Origin of the sequence: Arthrobacter phoenicis (genome assembly GCF_047238215.1) — a bacterium.
Classification (GTDB): domain Bacteria; phylum Actinomycetota; class Actinomycetes; order Actinomycetales; family Micrococcaceae; genus Arthrobacter.
Genome location: NZ_JBDFMK010000001.1, coordinates 1861147 through 1879025 on the forward strand (window position 1 = coordinate 1861147; position 17879 = coordinate 1879025).

The window sequence follows — 17879 nt, forward strand, 5'->3', positions numbered from 1 at the left end:
CGCCAGCGCAAGGCGGCCCGGCGCGCCAGCACAGGGTCGCGCCCGGCCCGGGTCGCGCCAGCCCCGGGGCAGGCAGTCCCGCGTCAGGCCTCGCGCGACGCCGGGGACTTGGTCTGCGCCGGATCGCGCTCGGCCAGCAAACCGATGGCCGCATCGATCTTGTCCATGATGCCCTGGTCCAGCTTCACGCCGGCCGCAGCAACGTTCTTCTCGATCTGTTCGGGCCGCGAGGCGCCCATGATGGCGGAGGCGACGTTCTTGTTCTGCAGCACCCAGGCGATGCTCAGCTGCGCCATCGTCAGCCCGGCCTCGTCGGCGATGGGCTTGAGTTGCTGCACGCCGGTGAGCACCTCGTCGGACATCCAGCGCTCGATCATCCGCGCGCCGCCCTTGGAATCGGTGGCGCGGCTGCCCTCGGGTGCGGGCTTTCCCGGGTGGTACTTGCCGCTGAGGACACCCTGGGCCATGGGGGACCAGACGATCTGGGACAGGCCCAGCTCCTCGGACGTGGGGACCACTTCGGCCTCGATGACCCGCCACAGCATGGAGTACTGCGGCTGGTTGGAGATCAGCTGGAAGCCCAGTTCCTTGGCGAGGGCGTGGCCGTCGCGGATCTGCTGCGCGGTCCATTCGCTGACGCCGATGTATAGCGCCTTGCCCTGCCGGACGATGTCGGCGAAGGCCTGCATGGTTTCTTCCAGCGGGGTTTCGAAGTCGTACCGGTGGGCTTGGTAGAGGTCGACGTAGTCGGTCTGCAGCCGGGACAGGGAGCCGTTGATGGACTCCATGATGTGCTTGCGGGAAAGCCCCAGGTCGTTGTGGCCCTTGGGGCCGGTGGGGCCGAAGACCTTGGTGAAGATTTCCAGGGATTCACGCCGCTCGCCCTTGAGGGCCTCGCCGAGGACGGTCTCGGCGGCCGTGTTGGCGTAGACGTCGGCCGTGTCGAAGGTGCTGATCCCGGCGTCGAGCGCCGCCCGCACGCACTGGGTGGCGACGTCGTTCTCCACCTGTGAGCCGTGGGTGAGCCAGTTGCCGAAGGTGATTTCCGAGATCTTGAAGCCGCTATGGCCGAGGTATCTGAATTCCATGGGTCCCAACGTAGCCCAGATACCCGGGCGCGGTAAGGGCTCAGCTGGCCTTGCGCTCCGGACGGCCGGCGGCGGGGAGCTCGCGGACGGAGACGGTGACTTCGGGTGCCGCGGCCGCCTCGGCCCGTGCGCGGGCCCGGGCATCGGCGCGTTCGACGGCGGCCGCCCATTCCGGGGAGATCTGCGGGTCTTTGCGGGCCGGCTTCAGTTTCGGCCTGCGTTTCGTCGCCACGGGTGCGCCGGCGCGGCGGCCGAAGAGGGCCATGCCCAGGGTGGCGATGAGCCTGCCGAGGCCGGCGAGCAGGAGGGTGATGACGAAGGCCGCCGCGACGCCGAAGAACATGACGACGCCGATCACGAGGGTGCCGGCGTAGGTCAGATTCATGGCGGTGGTCGTCGGGTCTTCCACGTCGCCTCTCCCTTCCAAGCCTGCTGCGGGCCGTTCCCGGCCACCGTTAACCTTACGGAGAATTGGCCGCCGACGCGCCGGGAAACGTCGGCGGACCCAGGATGTGTCCAAGCCGATACCTTCGGGCCCGCGGCGGCCCGCCACAGGCATATAGTCGGTGTCAGCTTCGGGCCGTCAGGGACCGGGCGAGGGAAGGGAAACGCGTGCAGCAGTCAGGGTTCGAGGGCCGGTGCCCGTGCCTCTCCGGTGAGCAGTACGGGCAGTGCTGCGGCCGGTACCACCGCGGGGAAGCGGAAGCACCGACCGCCGAGCAGCTGATGCGGTCACGGTACAGCGCGTTCGTGGTCCTGGATCCGGAGTACCTGCTCCGCACCTGGCATCCGGAGACCCGGCCGGCGGAGCTGGACCTGGATCCGGCGATCCAGTGGCGGCGGCTGGACATCCTCGCGACCCACCGCGGCGGCCCCCTGGACAGCGAGGGAACGGTCGAGTTCGCGGCGCACTACCGGGTGGCCGGGGAGCGCGGCGTCCAGCGCGAGACCAACCGGTTCCGCCGGCTGGACCGCCGCTGGCACTACCTCGACGGTGTCGAGGGCCGCTAGGGGTGCCGTTTCCCGGAGGGGATTAGCGCTCCTCGACCGTTTCCACCGGGGTGAAGCCGGCGCGGTCCACCTTGCGGTGGAAGCGCATGCCCGCGAGGCCGCCCAGCATGGCGCCGATCAGGGCCACGACGGCCACCACGACGGCGGCGATCACGCTGGTGGTGGTGAGGTCGCCCTCGTTGACCGGGATGCGCGGGAAGCTGTTCAGGTTGGCGAGGACGTCGAACTTCTGGCCGGCGGTCATGGCCAGGATGGCGACGACGACGGCGGCGATCAGCGCCCAGATCCACACCATGAGGCCCTGCCGCGCGCCGTTGAAGCGCGCCATCCGGCCGGCCACGTAGCCGCCGCAGTAGTAGGAGAGGAACAGGATCACCAGGAGGGTGATGATGCCGGCGAGGCCCACGGTCTGGTTGCCGGAGGCCTGGTTCACGGCATCGTTCACCGTGGTGTTGGTGGCGAGGCCGACGGCGGTACCGGCGGCGGCGACCAGCGCGGTCAGGATCACGGCCATGCCGGTGGCGGCGAGCCAGCCGAAGAAGGCGGAGCCGACCTTGATGCCGCCGAACTGTTCCTTTTCGCGGGCCACGACTGTTTCGCGGGTGGGGACCTCCTCGACGACGGTTTCCCGGTCCAGCCGGTCGTGGCGGTCCAGTCCGTCCCGGCGGGGGTCGCGCGAGCCGTGGATGGGCCGGTCGTCGTGGTGGTCCCGGGCGGCCGTGGCGGCGGCGGCACCCGTCGCGGCACCGGCGGCGGCGGGCATGGCGCGGGTCTCGGTGGAGTGGCCTGCCCGGTCCTCGGCGCGGATTTCGCGTTCTTCGGCGGGGGTCCCGGCGGCGGCCGCGGGGGGAGTCTCCGCGCGGTGCTCGGCGTGGTGGCCGGCGTGCTCTTCGGCGGGGTGGACAGTCTCGGTCCCGGCGGGGCGGACGGTCTCGGCGGTGTCCTGCCGGGCGTCGTGGATCCGGGCGTCGCGGCCCGTTTCGAGGTCCGCCGTGCTCTCGCGGCGGGGGCTGCGGTCTTCGGGGCCTGCTGTGCTGCTCATGATGGCTGCTCGCTTTCATTGGGAGACCCGTGCCGGCTGTTCCGGCCGGGCACGGCAATGCTTCGACCGTCACCAGGTCTTGCCATACCTAACCACGCCGGCAACCCAATTAGCAAGGTTACTTATTATTAGGGATCGCGGGTGTTGCCGCAGGTCAGCGGTAGCTCCGGTGCAGGTTTTCCGCTTTCGACTCGCGCGGGGAGGCGTCGGCGATCCACGGCCCGGTGCCCTCCGACTGGTCCAGCACGCCGGCCTCCAGCCACTCGTAGTCGCCGGCCAGCACCCTCGCCGTCAGGCCGCGGTCGCCGTCGTCGGTGTTCCGCCAGAGCTGGTCGAAGTATTCCTCGACCCGCACCCGGGCCTGCGCGCAGTAGGCATCGGCCAGTTCGTAGGCGGACGCCCCGCGCTCCGGCGCGGTGCGCAGCAGCATCTCAGCCCGGGAGCAGCAGGCGGAGATGGCGAACAGCTCGGCGCCGATATCCACGATCCGGCCCAGGAACGCCTGTTTGTGCTCCAGGGCCGCCTGCCAGCGGCCCATCCCGTAGAAGGTCTGCCGCGCCAGCTTCCGCGAGGCGCGCTCGACGTACCGCAGGTGCCGGGCCAGCCGGCCGAAGTCACCGTAGGACCGCGGGTCCATGCCGTTGCCGGCGAGCAGCTTCGGCAGCCAGCGGGCGTAGAAGCCGGAGGCGCCGACGGCGGCCCGGGCCTTGTCCGGCAGGCTGGCGTCCGCGGTGGCCAGCGCGCCCGCGGCGGCCAGGTGTGCGTCCACGGCCTCCCGCGCGATCAGCAGCCGCATGATCTCCGAGGACCCCTCGAAGATCCGGTTGATCCGCAGGTCCCGCAACTGCTGCTCTGCCGGCACCGCCCGTTCGCCCCGGGCCTGCAGCGAATCGGCGGTCTCGAAGCCACGCCCGCCGCGGATCTGCACCAGCTCGTCTGCGATCCGGCAGCTGATCTCCGTGGACCAGAGCTTGGCCAGCGCTGCCTCGATCCGGACGTCCTTCTGCCCGGCGTCGGCCAACTCGGCGCACAGTTCAAAGACCGCGTCCAGGGCGAAGGCGCTCGCCGCGATGAAGGCGATCTTCTTACCCACCGCCTCGTGCCGGCCCACCGGGCGACCCCACTGGGTACGGGCGTTGGACCACTCCCGCGCGATTTTGAGGCTCCAGCGGCCGGACGCCACGCAGAGGGCCGGGATGCTCAAGCGGCCGGTGTTCAGCGTGGTCAGCGCGATTTTCAGGCCCTGGCCCTCCCGCCCCAGCCGGTTGGCGGCGGGCACCCGGACTTGGTGGAAGCGGGTGACGCCGTTCTCGATGCCCCGCAGGCCCATGAACGCGTTGCGGTTCTCCACCGTGATGCCGGGCGAGTCCATCTCCACCACGAACGCGCTGATCCCGCCCCGGTGCTCCGTGCCGTCCGGGTCCGTGTGCGGCGGCACCACGGCCATGACCACCACCAGCTCGGCAATCACGCCGTTGGTGGTCCAGAGCTTCACGCCGTCGAGGAGGTAGGAGGAACCGTCGTCGGAAGGTACTGCCGTGCTGCCCATGCGGGCGGGGTCGCTGCCGACGTCGGGCTCTGTGAGCAGGAAGGCGGTGACGGCGCCGGCCGCGCACCGGGGGAGGTACTCGCGTTTCTGCTCCGCTGTGCCGAACACCTTGACCGGTTCGGGCACGCCGATCGACTGGTGGGCGGAGAGCAGCGCACCGAGGCTGGGATGCACCGAGCCCAGCAGGGCGAGGGCGCGGCCGTAGTAGACCAACGTGAGGCCCAGGCCGCCGTACTCGCGGGGAATCTTCATGCCGAACGCGCCCAGGTCCGCCAGGCCCTTGATGTATTCGTCCGGGATTTTCGCCTCCCGCTCGATCACCCGGCCGGACATGGTGCGGCAGTAGACCGTGAGCCGCTCCATGAACGCCTCGCCGCGTTCGACGTCGTCCGCCGGGGCCTGCGGCCAGGGATGGATCAGGCTTGGGTCGAAGCTGCCCAGGTACAGGCCCTTCGCGAAGCTGGGCCGGTCCCAGCTGGTGTCCCGGGCGGCCTCTGCGACGGCGCGGGCGGTGTCCGCGGTGGCGCCAGCCCCCAGTTCGTCGGCCGGCGGGGCCTCGACGGCGGGATGTCCGGTTTCCGGCCCCGGATCGGGAGCGGCTGGGTTGTCGACGGCGGAGCTCACTGGGCATCTCCCCTCACCGGACTGGCCGGCTCAAGCCCTGGATCCGCCGCGGGTGGAGGACCCTTCAGCTGTCCCGCAAGATTACTCGCGGGTAGGTGCCGGTGCTAGGGGACGAGTGCCCGATCAGTTCGCCCGGGAAGTCGCCGGGCAGTTCCACCCGGCCCGCGTGGTGGACCAAGTGCTCCCACGCCGTATTGATGCCGGTGACCATTCCCACGAGCGTCCGGACGACGAGGAACCAGGCCAGCTTGCCCACGCCCAGCAGCGCCAGGGCCACCGTCGCCGCCGTCATGATGAACAGGGCCAGAAGGGCGGCAAACAGCAGTGTCCCGCCGAACACCAGGGTCCCGGTCTCCACCGTGGTCAGATCAAACAGGCTCGCATCGAACTGCATTCTTCCTCCTGCAACGGCGCTTCGGCTGAATCAGTAGCCCGAGCGTAGGGCGGGGGAGGCGGGCCGTTCCAGAGTCCCGGGGCGCGTCGGGCCCTCTTGATACGGGATCGAGACGCTACCCGGTGGTAGGTCACGAACAGATCGCAGGAGCCCCACCAGAAACATGCGCCCCACGAGCCGGTTTGGAGGCGAGAGGGGGCGAGTCCGGCGTCGGCGGTGCCTGCGTTAACCTTGTAGCTGGCAGTTTTGCGTCGCTGCCGTCCCCCGGCAGCGAGAGGAGAGTTGCGTGCCCGGATCCGCCCTGTCCTCCGCGGACGCCATCAGTGCCCGGCTGCGTGAGCTGGAACTGCTGACCAAGGGACCCGCGTGGGCGCTGACTCGCTCCGCCCCCTGGGTGATCGCGGTCCTGCAGGCCTCCTTCACCCGCACCCGGCCGCAGCTGCCGCTGGAACAGTTCCACGCCGACGTCGACGCCTTCCTCGAACAGCTCCGCCGACAGGAGCCGGGCCTCGGCGGGTCGGCGAACGGCAAGGCCTTCGGCGACGAGTGGACCCGGAAGAACTTCCTCACCCGCCGCAACCAGTCGGGCCAGATCGTCTACGAAGTCACCGAACCGGCGGCCCGCGTGCTGGCGTTCCTCGACAGTCTCTCCAGCGAACGCTCCACCCTCAACGGCTCCCGCCTGGGCACGCTGCTGGGCGACGTCGAGAAGCTGGCCAACGAAACCAACCCGGACCAGAGCGCCCGGCTGGAGGCGCTTCAGGAAGAGATCGGCGAACGGCGCCAGCTGATCGAGGACATCAGCTCCGGGGAATTCGACGGCCTGCTCGACGACGAGGAAGCCGTCGAGGCCGCGGGCAACATCCTGGACCTCGCCGCGAGCCTGCCCGCCGACTACAAGAAGATGCGTGACCGGATCGAGGAACTGGTGGGCGAACTCCGCAACCAGATCATCGAGGAGTCGCTCAGCAAGGGCGCCACCATGGCCCAGGTCCTGGAGGCGGACAAGCGGCTCCGGCAGAGCCCCGAGGGCAGGACGTTCCGGTCCTTTACCGCCTTCCTGGAGGACCCCCAGCAGCAGTTGCGGTTCCGTTCCGCGATCGGCGAGGTGCTCAGCCGCCAGTTCGCCGACGACCTCAGCCAGGAGGAACGGGAGACGCTGAAGAACCTCGTCGCCGAACTCCGCAGCCAGCACAGCCAGATCCAGCGGATCTACGGCAAGCTCAGCGAGAGCCTGAACACCTACGTGCAGAGCGACGACTACCGCCAGTCGGTGCGGCTGCGGAAGGTCCTGCGGGAGGCCGAGCAGGCGATCCGCTCCCTGCCCTACGAGCGCGAGCGGCCGGGCCTGGTCCGCGGGCCGGTGCTCTACAACGCGGGCTTCGAGTCGCTGGCCATGATCAAACTCTTCGACCCGGACGAGTTCGCCGCCCCGCCCAAGCTGGCTGACCCGATCGCGTTCAGCGACTCGGACCGGGCGCGCTCGCCGCGCACCGGTAAGGCCAACCCGGCCGCCATCCGCGGCGCCGCCGCCGGGGCGGCCACCCTCGCCGAGGCCTGGGAGCAGCTGCCCGCGGACGAACGCCACATCAACTCCATCCGGGCGCTGCTCTCCCACGCGCTGCACCAGGGCGCCGGGTTCGACCGCGGCGGTTGGCAGCCGCTGGACTTCGAACAAATCGACGGGTCCACCCGCACCGCCTACCTCCCCGTCGTCACGCTTAAAGAGGACTGAAGATGACCGAATCGCCGCAGGACACGCCCGACGCAGGGGCCGAAACGGCTGCTACCCGGGCGCAGGCGGACCCGTTCACGGTGACTCCCCGCGACACCTTCGTCGACGGCGCGGCCCTCTTCCCCGGCGACACCGGGGTGCTGCCGATGAAGGTGCGGCAGGCGCTGGTGAAGCTGCTCAAGGGCCCCTACATCGACGGCGGCCGGGACGAGAAGCTCTGGACCACGCTGCTCGACAACCAGCTGATCCTGCGCAGCCGGCTCTCCGAGCTGTTCCTGACCCTGCAGCTGGACCATGAGCGGAAGGTCGCCGTCCTGCGCCCGGTGGACCCGGAGGCCATCGGCGGCAGCACCCGCTCCAGCATCCTGCGCCAGCAGCGCGCGCTCAGCCGGGTAGAGACGATCGTCCTGCTCCGGCTGCGGCTGTTGCTGGACCGGCACGTCACGGCCCAGACCGACCCGACCATCACGCGGGAGGAAATCGCCGACCTCGTGGCCCACTACCAGCCCGCCGGCCAGCAGGACGCCCTGCGCGACGCCGACGTCGTCAACCGCGCCATCACCAAGCTCCTGGCCCGCCAGCTGCTGCTGGGCACCGGCCTCGACGACGTGTACACCATCTCCAACGCCCTCCCGCTGGCCCTGCCCTTCGAGAACATCGGCGACATCCCCGCCCACATCGAGGCCCTGATCGCCGCCGGCACCGACCCCACCGGCACGGAACCCCTCCTCGAACTCGACGGCGACGCTGTTCCGGACGGTGAGGACACCACCGAGGACTCGGACGGTGAGGACGACTCGTCACCCAGCCCCGCCAACGAAACCGAGGCAGCCGAATGAGCATCGCAACCATGCTTCCTATGGGCGAGCTGACGAACCCGGGACAGATGCGCCTCGCCCTGGTGCAGGTGGTCAACTGGGGTACATTCCACGGCGCGCATACGATGCACGTGGACCGCAACGGCACGCTGCTGACGGGCAACTCCGGCGTCGGCAAGTCCACGCTGTTCGACGCGATGCTGCGTGTCTTCGATGCCCGGCCGCGGTCCAATGAGGCCGCTGCGCAGCGGGCCGGCGGGGCCGTCGAGGACAAGCGGACCACGTTCACGTATATGCGCGGCAAGGTGGGAGACAAGGCCGTCGGCGAGGGCTCGGCCAGTGCCTACCAGCGCCCCGGCGCCACCTGGTCAGCCGTCGCGCTGACGTTCGACAACGCCGCCGGCACCCGGGTCACCATTTCGGCCCTCTTCGACCTGCCCAAGAACGGCACCGAATCCAGCGTCGGCCGGTTCTACCTGATCGACAACAAGCCGCTGGACCTGGCCAAGGTGGAGGGGATCGCGGAGAAGCGGTTCACCAAGTCCACGCTGGACGCCATCTTCCCGGACGCCCAGATTTTCGATGTGCACAAGGCGTTCGCGGAGCGGTTTCGCCGGCTGTTGGGGATCAACTCGGACCAGGCGCTGCCGCTGCTGCGCGTCATCCAGGCCGGCAAGGGCCTCGGCGGCAGCGTGAACACGTTCTTCCGCGACCAGGTGCTGGATGCCCCGGCCACCCTGGCCGCCGCGGACGACGTCGTCGAGGAATTCAGCAACCTCATGTCCATCCGGCAGCGGCTCGAGGACGTCCGGCAGCAGCGTGACCAGCTGGCCCCGGTCCCCGGCCTGAACAAGGAGTACGCCCAGTCCCTGCTGGACGCGAACCGGCTGCGGGAACTTGCCGGCGAGGAATTTGAGGCCTACCGGCAGCAGCTCGCCGTCGCCATACATGAGAAGACCCTGGCCCGGTTCAAGGACCTGGCCCAGGCGAAGGCCAAGGACCTGGCCGCCGAGCGGGCCGTCCGGGACGGCCTGGCCAAGGAACTGCGCCAGCTCGAGGCGGAGTACAACAACCAGGGCGGCAACGCGATCTCCGCGATCGAACAGTCGCTGGAGAACGCCCGGGTGGGCCTGAAGCTCCGCGAGGAAGTGGAGGCCTCCGCCCGGAAGGCCCTCACCGACGCCGGCCTGGAGCTCGACTGGACCGCCGCGGGCTGGGAGCAGGCCCACGAGCACGCCGCCGCGCGGTCGGCCGAACTCAAGGACGACTCCGAGGCGCTGAAGGAACTGCGCTTCGAGGCGTTCGACAGCCACGCCGCGCGCAAGCGTGAACTCGCCGCGGCCCAGCAGGAACTCGTCTCACTGAAGACCCGCAAGTCCCTCTTGCCGCCGTCGAGCATCGAGAACCGCACCGCCATCGCCGCCGCCATCGGGGTCCCGGAGGAGCAGATGCCGTTCGGTGGCGAGCTGATCGACCTCGCCGAGGGCCAGGAACGCTGGCGCCCGGCCGCCGAACGTGCGCTGCGGAGCCTCGCCACCACGCTGCTGGTGCCGGGCGAGCACTTCACGGCCGTCACCCGCTACCTCAACGACCACACGGTCCGCGGTGCCCTCCGCGCCGTGGACATCTCCAAGCCGCTCGCAGGCGGGGCGCTGGCCGTGGCGGAGGCGTCCGACGGCGACCTGCTGGGCAAGCTGGACATCCTCACCGCCGGGCCCGAGGGCAGCGCGATTGCGGAGGCCGGGCAGTGGATCCGGGAGCGGATCGCCCTGGACTTCGCCTACCCCTGTGTGGAGAACCCGGACGAGCTTGCCGGCCTGGACAAGGGCCTCAGCCTGGGCGGCGTGGTCAAGCGCAACCGCCACACCGTGGAAAAGGATGACCGTTTCACCGGGCGGCAGGATTACGTCCTGGGCTTCGACAACGCCGCCAAGCTGGACCTGGTGGCGGCCCAGGTGGAGGAGCTGGAACGGGAACTGGCGCGGGCCGCGGAGCTTGCCCAGGACCGCGAGGAATCGCACCAGGGCATGACCCGGCAGCTCGAGGCGCTGCGGCGCGTCGCCGAGGACCACCGGCCCTGGGAGCAGGTGTCCGCGGCGGTCGCCGCCGAGGAGCTGGCCCGGATCGAACAGCGGCTCAAGGACGCCCTCGCCGCCCAGGCGGACCTGGAACCGCTGCGGGCCACGGTGGAGACGGCCCGTGAGCGGCACCAGTCCAGCACCGAATCCGCCGCCGTGCTGCAGAGCGAATACAAGGCCCTGGACGCGCAGCTGACCACCGCCGACTCACTGCTGGACGCGGCCCGGCGCCGGCTCGCCGAGCAGCCGCCCTCCCCGGAGGCTGCCGCGGCCCTGGCGGAGTACTTCAGCGGCTTTGGCGATGTGCTGGAAATGCACGAACTGGACCTGCTGGCCAACCAGGTGCGGACCCGGCTGCTGGCCGAACTGCACGCCGCTGAGTCCCGCGGCCAGGCCACCGCTGAGCGGCTTACCCGCATCTTCGAGGGCTTCGTCCGTGAGTGGGGCACGGCCATCTCCGCCGACCACGGCACCTCCATCGGCGCCGCCGGCGAGTTCGAGGCCCGGTACCACGCGATCGTCAGCGACGGCCTGCCCGCCCAGGAGGCCGAGTTCCGGCAGTTCTTCAACCAGCGCACGCACGAATCGTTCTCCACGCTGCTGCACCTGCTGGACGAGGAGCGGCGCTCCATCACCAGCCGGATCCTGCCGCTGAACGGCATCCTGTCCCAGGTGAACTTCCACGAGGGCAGTTACCTGGAGCTGGACATTAAGCAGACCCTTCCGGCCACGGCCAAGCAGTTCAAGGACGCCATCCAGAACGCCCTCAAGGTCCGGCACGCCAGGCCCGGGAAGACTGTCGCCGCCGGTGCGTCGACGCCCGCGGACGACGACGTCGAACTCACCACCCGGTACAAGTCGCTGGAAACCCTCGTGAAGCGGCTGGGTTCGCAGAGCCCGGAGGACCGCCGCTGGCGCGCCGAGGTGCTGGACGTCCGCGGGCACCTGTTTATCCAGTGCAAGGAACACCGCGAGGTGGCCGCCCGCACCGGCAAGTCCGGCGCCGCGAAGTCCGGCTCGGCGAAGGGTGCGAAGAAGACCGAGGTGTTCATGCACGCGGACACCGGCTCCATGTCCGGCGGCGAGCGGCAGCGCTTCACCGCGTTCATTATGGCGGCCGCGCTGAGCTACCAGCTGGGCATCGCCGAGCAGGGCTTCACCACCTACGGCACGGTCATGATGGACGAGGCGTTCGTCCTGGCCTCCGAGGAATTCGCCGGCGCCGGCATCAAGGCGCTGCACGAATTCGGTTTCCAGCTGCTGCTCGCCGCCCCGGAGAACGTGATCGACCTGTCCCGGCACCTCGGTTCGGTGACCGAGATCCTCCGGGACAAGCGCACCAACCGTTCCGGCGTGTTGACGGCCCCGGTGATCGCCCCCAATGCCGCCGACGGCGGGGCGTGGCGGTCCGAGGCGAACCCGGTGGACATCATCCTGCGCTGACGCCGGCGCGCCCGGGCGGCCTAAGCAGCCCGGGCGCACAGGGTGAGACGGGGCCGTGCCGTCAAGCTCCGCGGACGCGGTCCATGAACTGCGCGGTCCGGGCTATCAGGCCTTCGACCTGGCGGGCGACGGCCGCCTCCGGGTCCGGGTTGATGTCGTTGACCGGCGGCGCCACGCGCACGTTGCGGCAGCAGCCGAAGTCCGCACAGATCAAGGTGCCCACGGTGTTGCCGTTGCGGCCTGACTGGCCCGCCCGTTTGGCCACCCAGAGCAGCACGTCGTCCTTGGAGTGGATGTCGCGGCACAGTTCGCAGAGGACCGCGCGGTTTTTCTTGGCACCGCCTTCGGGGGCGCGGAGCATGATGCCGACGGGCCCGGTGGCGCCGGGGAGCACCAGGTAGCCGCGCAGCGGCATCTTGCCGTCGCGCCAGCCGAGGAAGTCGAGGCTGTCCCAGTCCAGGCTGTCGAAATTTCTGGGCAGGTTCAGCTTGGCGGTTTCGGAGCGGCTGGCGTTGATGAAGGAGGAGCGGATGCGGGCAGCGGTGATTTCGTCCATGGGAAGGTCTTTCGGGATCGGAGAGCTCCGGCCGGCGCGTTGGACGCGCGGGGGAGAAGGGCAGGCTGCTGCCGGCCTGCGATTCCGGTAGGGGGGGCGCGGCGGCGTTAGGCCGCGGCGGGTCCGTACATGGTGGAGGGGGCCGGCGACGGCGCGGGCGCGATGCAGGCCGCAACGGCCACCCCGCTGACTGCGGCTGGAGTCATCGTCCTGATGTCCGCCCACTTTCCCTCGTCGCATCCGGAGGTGATCTCTGCCCGTCCGGTGCCGGTTCCCGATGCCCGGCTCCGCCATCCTCGCAAACGCGGAACCCGGTGTCCAGTCCGCCCTTCGCGGACCCGCGAGGCACCCCAAGGCAATTACGTCACTCAAAGCTTGCGTAATTATATTGAAGATAGGTTAGCCTTACTTAGGTTTGCATCACCTACCTAAGGATTCTCGTGACGTCCCCGCTTGCTACGCCTCCCTCCCGCTTCGCCCGAACTCTCCTGAGCCCGCGCACCCTCTCCCGGCGCGCACTCGGTGCAGCCGCCCTCGCCGTCGTCGCCGGCCTTGGCCTGGCCGGCTGCTCCACCGGCCCCGTCGGCGCGCAGGACGCGGGGGCCGCCACCGCCGGCTACCCCGTGACCATCAAGCACGCCTTTGGTGAGACGACGCTGGAGCACCAGCCGCGGCGCGTGGTCACCGTGTCCTGGGTCAACGACGACGTCGCGCTCGCCCTGGGCGTCGTGCCGGTGGGCCTGCCGAAGAATGACTGGGGCGGTAACAGCCGGGCGTCGACGCCGTGGAAGGACACCGCGCTGGACCGGCTGGGCGCCGGAGCCGGCTCCGCCACCGCGCCCACGCAGTACTCGGAGGCTGACGGGATCAACTTCGCCGAAATCGCCAAGCTCAACCCGGATGTGATCCTCGGCGCCTACTCCGGCCTCAGCGAGGAGGACTACCGCAAGCTCAGCGACATCGCCCCCGTGGTGGCGCAGCCCGGCGTCGCCTACGGCACCGCCTGGCAGGACTCCACCGCCATGATCGGCAAGGCGCTGGGCAAGGAGGCCGAGGCCGCCGACCTGGTCGCGAAGACCGAGGCCACGGTCAGGGACAAGGCCGCCGCCTACCCCCAGCTGGCCGGCAAGACCTTCATCTACGGCAACCTGGAGCCGGCCAAGAGCGACGGCGTGAACATCTACACCGCCAATGACAACCGTCCCCGGTTCCTCTCCAGCCTGGGAATGACCCTGGCCCCCGTGGTGGCCTCGAACACCAAGGATTCCAAGGAGTTCTTCATCCCGTGGTCCGCCGAGAAGGCCAACGAGCTCGACTCGGACCTCTTCGTCACCTGGATCCCAGACGCCAAGACCGCGGACTCGATCAAGCAGCACCCCCTGCTCGGCCAGATCCCCGCGATTAAGAAGGGCGCCCTGGTTGCGGACCCGGACAACACGCTGACGCTCTCGATCTCCGCGGCCTCCCCGCTGAGCCTGCCGTGGGCGCTGGACCGCTTCCTTCCCCAGCTCGCGGCCGCGGCGGACACCGCCGCCGCGGCAAAGTAGGGCGCCCCATGCGCTCAGCCCGGGGGCGGAGCGTCCGCGCCGGCTGGCTGCTCGCCGCCGTTGCCGCGCTGGTCCTGGTGTCCGCGGCCTCGCTGGCGGTGGGCGCCCGGCAGCTCAGCCTCGGCACCGTCGTCGCGGCCTTGACCGGGTTCGATCCGGGCAACGGGGATCACGCCGTGGTGCAGGCCCGGGTGCCGCGCACTGTGCTGGGGCTCCTGGCGGGCGGCGCGCTGGGCCTGGCCGGGGCCGCCATGCAGGGCGTGGCCCGCAACCCCCTGGCGGACCCGGGCATCCTGGGCGTCAACGCCGGGGCGGCGCTGGCCGTGGTCGCCGGTATCCACCTCGCGGGGGTGACCTCGCTGACCGGGTACCTGTGGCTCGCGTTCGCCGGGGCCTCGGCGGCCGCCGTCGTGGTCTACCTGATCGCCGCGGCGGGCCGGGGCGGCGCCACCCCGGTGAAACTCGCCCTCGCCGGTGCCGCCCTGAGCGCGGCTTTGTTCTCGCTGATGAACGTGATCCTGATCTCCAGCCAGGACACCCTGGACCGGTTCCGGTTCTGGCAGGTGGGGGGCCTCGCCGGACGGGACTGGTCCGTGGTGCTGGCCGGGCTGCCGTTCCTGGTCGCGGGCGCCGTGCTTGTCGTGGTTGCCGGGCGTGCCCTGAACGGCCTGGCGCTGGGAGACGACGTCGCCCGCGGACTCGGCCAACGCGTCGGCCTCACCCGCGGGGTCACCGCGCTGGGAGTGGTGCTGCTCTGCGGGGCGGCCACGGCGCTGGCCGGGCCGATCGGCTTCGTGGGCCTGGTGGTGCCGCACGCGGTCCGGCTCCTTTCCGGCCCGGATTACCGGTGGATCCTGCCGCTGTCCCTGGTGTTGGGGCCGTGCCTGCTGCTCCTCGCTGACGTGGCCGGGCGGGTGGTCCTGCTCCCGGGCGAGGTGCCTGCGGGGATCATGACCGCCCTGGTGGGAGCCCCCGTCTTTGTCTGGCTGGTCCGCCGGAGCAAGGGGGCCGCGCTGTGAGCGCCCGGCTGCCGTCCCTGCGGCCGTCCCGCCCGGCGGTCCTGCTGGCCCTCGCCGCCGGCGGGGTGTTCTCGGCGGCGGTCCTGTTGGGCAGCTACACCGTCACCGTTCCCGACCTGTGGAGGGTCCTCGCCGCGCACCTCAGCGGTGCCCCCAGGATCCCGACGGTGAGTTTCATGGTGATGGAGCTGAAGTTGCCGCGGGCGGTCACAGGCGCCATGGTCGGCGCCGCCTTCGGCCTCTCGGGGGCGCTGTTCCAGACGCTGCTGCGGAATCCGCTGGCCAGCCCGGACGTCATCGGCATCAGCTACGGGGCGAGCGCCGCGGCGGTCACGGCCATCATCGTCTTCGGGGCCTCCGGCGCCGCCGTGTCCGGGGCCGCGCTCGCGGGCGCCCTCGCCGTCGCCCTCCTGATTTATGCGATCTCCCGCCGCGGTACCGGCGGGAGCGGGGCGGCCGGCGGCCGGCTAATCCTGGCCGGCGTCGGAATCGCCGCGGCCCTGCAGGCGGTGGTCAGTTTCCTCATGACCCGCTCGGACATCCGGACCGCCGCGGACGCCCTGGTGTGGCTCAACGGTTCGCTGAATTCCGCCGGCTGGGAGCGGGCGGGCGTTCTGGCCGCGGCCCTGCTGGTGCTGGTCCCGGCGGCCGCCGCCCTGGCGCGGCCCCTGCGGATGGTCGAGCTCGGCGACGACGCCGCCGCAGGGCTCGGCGTGCGGGTCGGCGCCACCCGGCTGGGCGTCGTGGTGGTCGGCGTCGCCCTCGCTGCCTGCGCGACGGCGGCGGTCGGCCCGGTGGCCTTCGTCGCTTTCCTCGCCGGCCCGATTTCCCGCCGCCTGACCCGCCGGACCAGCCTGCCGGCTGCGGCCCTGACCGGGATGCTGATTGTCCTCTCCGCGGACTTCCTCGCCGCGAACCTTGCCCCGCTGCTCCTGGCCGGGACCGTCCTCCCCGTGGGGGTCGTGACCGGTGCGCTGGGCGCGCCCTTCCTGCTGTGGCTGCTGGCCACCGCCAACCGAAAGGACACCTGAGATGGCAGAACTCGCCGCACAGGATCTCACCCTCGAGTACGGGGCCACACCGGTGGTGGCCGGCCTCAGCTGCACGATTCCGCCCGGGAAGGTGACCATGATCGTGGGCGCCAACGCCTGCGGCAAGTCCACCCTGCTCCGCGGCCTGTCCCGGCTGCTCAAGCCCGCGGGCGGCGCCGTCACCCTCGACGGCCAGGACATCCGGTCCCGCCCGGCCCGGGACCTCGCCCGGCAGATGGGACTGCTCCCGCAGCACCCCTCCGCCCCGGCCGGCCTCTCCGTCCGTGACCTCGTCGGCCGGGGCCGTTACCCGCACCGCGGCGCCTTCGGCGGCTGGAGCCGGGCCGACGAGGACGCCGTCGAGCGGGCACTGGCGGCCACGGACACCGCCCACCTGGCCGGACGCGACGTCGACGAGCTCTCCGGCGGCCAGCGCCAACGGGTCTGGATCGCGATGGCGCTGGCGCAGGAGACCGAACTGCTGCTGCTCGACGAACCCACCACGTACCTGGACCTGGCCCACCAGGTGGAGGTGCTGGACCTGCTGACGGACCTCAACCGGCGCCGCGGCACCACGGTGGTGATCGTGCTCCACGACCTGAACCTGGCCGCACGCTACGCGGACCACCTGATCGCCCTCAAGGCCGGTCGGATCGTGGCTCAGGGCGCCTCCGCGGCGGTGGTCACGGAGAAGCTGATCCGGGAGGTGTTCGGCCTGGAGTGCCGGGTGATGCCGGACCCGGTGTCCGGCACACCGCTGGTGCTGCCGCTCGGGCGCCACCACACCGCATCCGCCCCGGAGGGTGCTCCCACGGGCGCCCCGGCGGCTGCCCCGGCCGGCGGCGACGTGATGGTGGCGATCCCGTGACCGCCCAGCGTACGGCGCGGCACCCGGTCCCCGAAGCGCTCGCCGAGCAGCCGATGTCCCGCGCCTTCGACGTCACCGTCTCCGCCGTGCGGGACCTCAGCCCCAGCTTCCGGCGGATCACCCTCGGCGGCTACGCGCTGCGCGACTTCGGCGTCCACGGCCCCACCCTGGACCTCCGGGTGAAGCTGGTGCTCCCGTCGCGGGCGGCGGACGGAACCGTGCTGCCCCTTCCCGTTTTCCGCGTGGAGGAACCCGGCTGGTACCGCCAGTGGCTGGCCATGGACCCGGACGTCCGGGGGTCCATGCGCACCTACACCGTCCGGCGGGCCCGGCTGGACGCCGTCTACCCCGAGATCGACGTCGACATCGTGCTGCACGGAGAGGGCGCCGGAACCGCCAGCGAGGGGCCGGGTGCCACGTGGGCCCGGCAGGCAAGGCCCGGGGACCGCGTCACCCTGATCGGCCCGAACAGCCGCGCCGCGCACTGCGTACTGGAGGAGACCTACGCCGGCATCGAGTGGCGGCCCGGCGCCGCCGGTCGGATCCTGCTGGCCGGGGACGAGACGGCGGTCCCGGCAATCTGTGCGATTCTCGAGACCCTGCCGCCGCATCTCAGCGGCGACGCCGTCCTGGAGGTCCCCGACGCCGGCGACATCCGGGACATCCGCACGGAGGCCGACGTCGCAGTCACCTGGGTCGCGCGCGGCTCCGGCGCCGGGCACGGTGCGCATCGGGGCCGCCCGCACGGAGAGTTGCTCCGGGACGCCGTACGGGATGTTGTCTCCCGCCTGGACGGCACGGGCCGGAGGACGCGGTCGCAGGACCCCGAAGCGGAAGCGGTCACGCCGGATGCGGACCCCGGGTTGCTGTGGGAGACCCCCGACGGCGCCACCGCGAGCCCGTTCTACGCCTGGATGGCCGGCGAGGCGGCCACGGTCCGGGAGTTGCGGCGCTACCTGGTCCGCGAGGCGGGAATCGACCGGGCGCAGCTGGCCTTCATGGGCTACTGGCGGCAGGGCCGGGCCGAGCTCTAGGCAAAGGCGCGGGCGGCGGTATGGAATCAGGGCGGCACCGTC

General features: G+C 71.0%; 15 protein-coding genes. 9 read left to right on the forward strand and 6 right to left on the reverse strand.

Going from position 1 to position 17879, the window contains the following annotated elements; genetic code table 11:
- Positions 1-83 precede the first annotated feature (83 nt).
- Together ABC337_RS08715 and ABC337_RS08720 are read right to left on the reverse strand one after the other, a co-directional pair.
- Positions 84-1088: an aldo/keto reductase family protein gene (locus ABC337_RS08715; protein ID WP_412884304.1), complete on the reverse strand. Its 1005-nt coding sequence runs from the start codon at positions 1086-1088 to the stop codon at positions 84-86.
- 40 nt (positions 1089-1128) lie between these two features.
- Positions 1129-1497 (reverse strand): hypothetical protein, encoded by a 369-nt coding sequence (locus ABC337_RS08720; RefSeq protein ID WP_412884303.1) that lies wholly within the window; start codon positions 1495-1497, stop codon positions 1129-1131.
- 203 nt (positions 1498-1700) lie between these two features.
- On the opposite strand from ABC337_RS08720, the gene ABC337_RS08725 reads away from it, so the two are divergent.
- Positions 1701-2099, forward strand: a complete 399-nt coding sequence (locus tag ABC337_RS08725) for a YchJ family protein (protein WP_412884302.1) — start codon at positions 1701-1703, stop codon at positions 2097-2099.
- A gap of 22 nt (positions 2100-2121) precedes the next feature.
- Here the strand turns inward: ABC337_RS08725 and ABC337_RS08730 are convergent, their stop codons facing one another.
- From ABC337_RS08730 to ABC337_RS08740, 3 genes are all read right to left on the reverse strand, one after another.
- Positions 2122-3141, reverse strand: coding sequence for a TIGR04086 family membrane protein (locus ABC337_RS08730; RefSeq protein WP_412884301.1), 1020 nt, complete (start codon positions 3139-3141; stop codon positions 2122-2124).
- Between the two features lie 154 nt (positions 3142-3295).
- Positions 3296-5314: an acyl-CoA dehydrogenase family protein gene (locus tag ABC337_RS08735; protein ID WP_412884300.1), complete on the reverse strand. Its 2019-nt coding sequence runs from the start codon at positions 5312-5314 to the stop codon at positions 3296-3298.
- A gap of 64 nt (positions 5315-5378) precedes the next feature.
- Positions 5379-5708: a hypothetical protein gene (locus ABC337_RS08740; protein ID WP_412884299.1), complete on the reverse strand. Its 330-nt coding sequence runs from the start codon at positions 5706-5708 to the stop codon at positions 5379-5381.
- A 286-nt stretch (positions 5709-5994) separates the two neighbouring features.
- On the opposite strand from ABC337_RS08740, the gene ABC337_RS08745 reads away from it, so the two are divergent.
- The 3 genes from ABC337_RS08745 to ABC337_RS08755 are packed head-to-tail and all read left to right on the forward strand — an operon-like array spanning position 5995 to position 11782.
- Positions 5995-7443, forward strand: coding sequence for a DUF3375 family protein (locus tag ABC337_RS08745; protein WP_412884298.1), 1449 nt, complete (start codon positions 5995-5997; stop codon positions 7441-7443).
- A 2-nt stretch (positions 7444-7445) separates the two neighbouring features.
- Positions 7446-8282, forward strand: a complete 837-nt coding sequence (locus tag ABC337_RS08750) for a DUF4194 domain-containing protein (protein WP_412884297.1) — start codon at positions 7446-7448, stop codon at positions 8280-8282.
- On the forward strand, positions 8279-11782 hold the full coding sequence (locus ABC337_RS08755; protein ID WP_412884296.1) for an ATP-binding protein: 3504 nt from the start codon (positions 8279-8281) through the stop codon (positions 11780-11782). Before ABC337_RS08750 ends, ABC337_RS08755 begins: the two co-directional genes overlap by 4 nt.
- Positions 11783-11843: 61 nt before the next feature.
- Here ABC337_RS08755 and ABC337_RS08760 read toward each other — a convergent pair whose 3' ends face one another.
- Positions 11844-12338 (reverse strand): FBP domain-containing protein, encoded by a 495-nt coding sequence (locus ABC337_RS08760; RefSeq protein WP_412884295.1) that lies wholly within the window; start codon positions 12336-12338, stop codon positions 11844-11846.
- Between the two features lie 440 nt (positions 12339-12778).
- Between ABC337_RS08760 and ABC337_RS08765 the strand changes: the two genes are divergently transcribed.
- The 5 genes from ABC337_RS08765 to ABC337_RS08785 are packed head-to-tail and all read left to right on the forward strand — an operon-like array spanning position 12779 to position 17837.
- On the forward strand, positions 12779-13885 hold the full coding sequence (locus ABC337_RS08765; RefSeq protein WP_412884294.1) for an iron-siderophore ABC transporter substrate-binding protein: 1107 nt from the start codon (positions 12779-12781) through the stop codon (positions 13883-13885).
- Positions 13886-13893: 8 nt separating this feature from the next.
- Complete coding sequence (locus tag ABC337_RS08770) at positions 13894-14904, forward strand: FecCD family ABC transporter permease (protein WP_412884293.1); 1011 nt, start codon at positions 13894-13896, stop codon at positions 14902-14904.
- Between the two features lie 17 nt (positions 14905-14921).
- Entirely contained in the window at positions 14922-15935 is a 1014-nt protein-coding gene (locus ABC337_RS08775) for a FecCD family ABC transporter permease (RefSeq protein WP_412884962.1), read from the forward strand.
- A gap of 1 nt (position 15936) precedes the next feature.
- Positions 15937-16803 carry an ABC transporter ATP-binding protein gene (locus ABC337_RS08780; RefSeq protein ID WP_412884292.1) on the forward strand — a complete coding sequence of 289 codons (867 nt, stop codon included), beginning with the start codon at positions 15937-15939 and terminating at the stop codon, positions 16801-16803.
- Between the two features lie 53 nt (positions 16804-16856).
- A complete protein-coding gene (locus ABC337_RS08785; protein WP_412884961.1) occupies positions 16857-17837 on the forward strand; it encodes a siderophore-interacting protein in 981 nt (326 codons plus the stop codon).
- The last annotated feature ends 42 nt before the right edge of the window (positions 17838-17879 follow it).